3 protein-coding genes are annotated in these 3,472 nt (G+C 63.5%); all 3 read left to right on the top strand.

What is annotated here, in order from left to right:
- Positions 1 to 78: 78 nt before the first annotated feature.
- Positions 79 to 888, top strand: coding sequence for an IclR family transcriptional regulator (locus tag EN964_RS29165; RefSeq protein WP_127277051.1), 810 nt, complete (start codon positions 79 to 81; stop codon positions 886 to 888).
- 132 nt (positions 889 to 1,020) lie between these two features.
- A complete protein-coding gene (locus EN964_RS29160) occupies positions 1,021 to 1,773 on the top strand; it encodes an SDR family NAD(P)-dependent oxidoreductase (RefSeq protein ID WP_127266933.1) in 753 nt (250 codons plus the stop codon).
- A 212-nt stretch (positions 1,774 to 1,985) separates the two neighbouring features.
- Positions 1,986 to 3,335: a glucoamylase family protein gene (locus tag EN964_RS29155; RefSeq protein ID WP_127266934.1), complete on the top strand. Its 1,350-nt coding sequence runs from the start codon at positions 1,986 to 1,988 to the stop codon at positions 3,333 to 3,335.
- Positions 3,336 to 3,472: the final 137 nt, after the last annotated feature.

Below are 3,472 nucleotides of genomic sequence, written 5' to 3'. Positions count from 1 at the left end.
GGAATTTAATTTCATTTTTTAGACAACGCCGGCGACGCTGGCCCGACAGGCGGACGACGACGCCAGAAAGACCTCAGCGTGCGCAGGCGAGCCACCAGGGACGAGACGGAGCTTGAAGGCGAAGGCGCGCAGCTTTCGTCGTCGCTGGTGCGCGGGCTCGGCATCCTGCGCGCCTTCCGCCCGGGCGATGCCTCACTCGGCAACCAGGACATCATTGCCCGCACCGGCCTGCCCAAGGCCACGGTTTCACGCATCACCTATACGCTAAGCGCGCTCGGCTATCTCCTCTACGACAAGGACCTTGGCCGCTACAGCCTGGGACCCGCCACCGTGGCGCTGGGCTATTCGGCGCTCAGTTCCAGCGCCGTCGTTCACGTCGCCCGGCCGCTGATGCAGCCGCTGGCCGACCTGACCGGTGCGGCGGTGGCGCTCGGCACGCGCGACAGCCTCAACATGGTCTATCTGGCCAATTGCCGGTCGGAGAGCCTTGTCACGCTGCGCCTCAATCCAGGCTCCTACCTGCCGATCTGGAAGACATCGATGGGGCTGGCCTATGCGGCGGCCCTTTCACCTGAGGAGCGCGCTCGCCTTGTGGAGGCTTTGCAGGAGGCCGAGCCGGACAGGGCGGCGATGATCGGGGCGGCGATCGACGATGCGATCGCCCAGTATGCAGACAAGGGCTATGTGACGTCGTTCGGCGCCTGGCACAGCTATATTCATGCGGTCGGCGTGCCGTTCCGTCCGAGTGACGGCTCGCCGCTGGTTGCCATCACCTGCGGCGGCATCGGCGAGATCATCACGGAAGAGCGCGCGCATGCCGAGATCGGACCGGCGCTGGTGGCGATGGTGAAGGCGCTGGGCAGAGAGCTCGAGGGAAATCCCGGGTAACGGGATTGGCCCAGACGATCGGCCTCGCATGCCGGCTTGAACTCGCCTGATGGGGACCGCACAGTCGCAGTCGATGGTATGGCGGTCGCGTGCCGTCATCGTCCATCGGGTTGGGATGATCGGGAAAATAGGATGCCGATGAATTTTACAGGGCGGTTCAGCGGTCGAGCGGCGGTGATCACCGGCGGCGCTTCAGGCATCGGTCTGGCAGTGGCTCAGAGGATTGTCGAAGAGGGCGGACGGGTTTCAGTCTGGGATCGCGATCCGGCTCAGATCGAACAGGCCAAAGCCACCCTTCCCGGCCTCCACGGTGTTGCCATCGACGTCGCCGATGCGGCCGGCGTGGAACGCGCCAAGCAGTCGGCGATCGAAGCGCTTGGCGGTGTCGACATCCTGGTCACCAGTGCGGCGATCACCGGGCCGAACATGACGACCTGGAACTATTCGACCGAGGATTGGCAGAAGGTCATCGACATCAACATCAACGGCGTCTTCTACTGCAACAAGGCGCTCGTGCCGCACATGCTCGAGCGCAACTATGGCCGCATCGTCAACATCGCCTCGATCGCCGGCAAGGAAGGCAATCCCAACGCTTCGGCCTACAGCACCTCGAAGGCCGCGGTGATCGGCCTGACCAAGTCGCTCGGCAAGGAACTGGCCAAGACCAAGGTGACGGTCAATTGCGTCACACCGGCGGCCGTGCGCACCGCTATCTTCAAGCAGATGAGCCAGGAGCACATCGACTTCATGCTGTCCAAGATACCGATGGCGCGCTTCGGCGAGGTCGAAGAGGTGGCGGCGCTGATCTGCTGGATTGCCTCGGAAGAGTGTTCGTTCACGACCGCCGCCGTGTTCGACGTTTCCGGCGGCCGCGCCACCTACTGAGGCAGGACGCGTTTCAATTCCGCGTGACGACGCAACGAACGGGAGCGTAGGGGCGTATAGTCCCAGGCGTCGAATCGACGTTGACGCAACAAAGCTATACGGGAAAGCTATGACGCGGCATGACAGTTCAGCATGCGTGATGATCTGCCGATGCGGGGCAACTGGTTGGCGGTTGACGGACGCTGCAACCATCCGGCGGGAGCTTGTTTCCTTTGCTTAGAGCCGAGCCTGCCGCGCTGTCCGACGACGAGCTTCTGGACCGCTATCAGCGCGCCGCCTTCGACTATTTCCTCGAGAACGTGAACCCCGAAAACGGATTGGTCGCCGACACGTCGCGGCCGAATTCGCCGGCCAGCATCGCTGTCGTCGGCTTCGCGCTGTCCAGTTATCCGATCGGCGTCGAGCGCGGCTGGATGGCGCGCGATGCCGCCGCGAAGCTGACGCTGGCCGCGCTGCGCTTCTTCTCGGCCAGCCCGCAAGGCCATAGCGACGACGTCACCGGCCACAAGGGTTTCTACTACCATTTCCTCGATATGCGGACCGGCCTGCGCGTCTGGCGCTGCGAACTGTCGATGGTGGATACGGCATTGCTGATATCGGGCATGCTGGTGGCGGGCGCCTATTTCTCCGGTGACGATGACGAGGAAGCCGAAATCCGCCAACTGGCCGAGGCGCTCTACCGGCGCGTCGACTGGCGGTGGGCACAAGGCTCAAGCCCGACCTTGCGACAAGGCTGGAAGCCGAAGAGCGGCTTTCTCCACTATGGCTGGGAGGGCTACAACGAAGCCACGATCCTCTACATCCTGTCGATGGCTTCGCCCGACAGCCCGACCTCGGACAACAGCTACGAGGGCTGGACGGCGACCTATCAGTGGGAAAACATCTACGGCTACGACGTGCTGTATGGCGGTCCGCTGTTCATGCACCAGTTCTCGCATGCCTGGATCGATTTCGCCGGCATCCGCGACGCCTTCATGCGCGAGAAGAACTCGGACTATTTCGAAAACAGCCGCCGCTCGACCTATCTGCACCGCGACTATGCACGCCACAACCCTTACGGCTATGGCGGCTACGACGAGAACCTTTGGGGTCTTTCGGCGGGCGACGGGCCAGGCGGTTTTCGCACCAGCGTGGAGCGACAGCGCCGGCGGTTTTCCGGCTATGCCGCGCGCGGCGCGCCGTTCGGGCCCGATGACGGGACGATCGCGCCTTGGTCCTATCCGGCATCACTGCCTTTCGCCCCGGAGATCTGCTTGGCGGCGTTGCGCCATCTCGGTGATCGCTACCCCGAGGTGATCGGTAATTTCCGACTGCCGAGCGGTTTCAACCCGACATTGGCGAACCGGCGTAAGTTCGGGAGGCACGGCTGGGTGTCGGAAGGCCACTATGGGCTGGATCAAGGCATCGTGGTGATGATGATCGAGAACCATCGGTCAGGGTTGATCTGGAGACTGATGCGGTCAAATCAACACATCCGCAACGGCCTGCGCAAGGCCGGGTTCAATGGCGGCTGGCTGTCTCAGCCAGCAAGCCCGGCGTCGGGTGGCGGCGATGTCGCGTGACCGGACCAGGGCTACCGCCTTTCCTGTCGATCACAACGACATTGAGCTGATCAAGGGCGCCCATCCGCCGCACTGGAAGAACCCGCAGCCGGACGATCCCTACAATATCGTGGTCATCGGTGCCGGGCCGGCTGGGC

This window comes from Mesorhizobium sp. M7A.F.Ca.CA.001.10.2.1 (genome assembly GCF_003998575.1).
In the GTDB taxonomy this organism is placed as follows: domain Bacteria; phylum Pseudomonadota; class Alphaproteobacteria; order Rhizobiales; family Rhizobiaceae; genus Mesorhizobium.
This window is presented reverse-complemented; position numbering and strand designations above follow the sequence as displayed.

Coding starts and splice junctions, on each gene's coding strand:
- EN964_RS29160 (WP_127266933.1), top strand. CDS start 1,021: ATGCCGATGAATTTTACAGGGCGGTTCAGCGGTCGAGCGGCGGTGATC.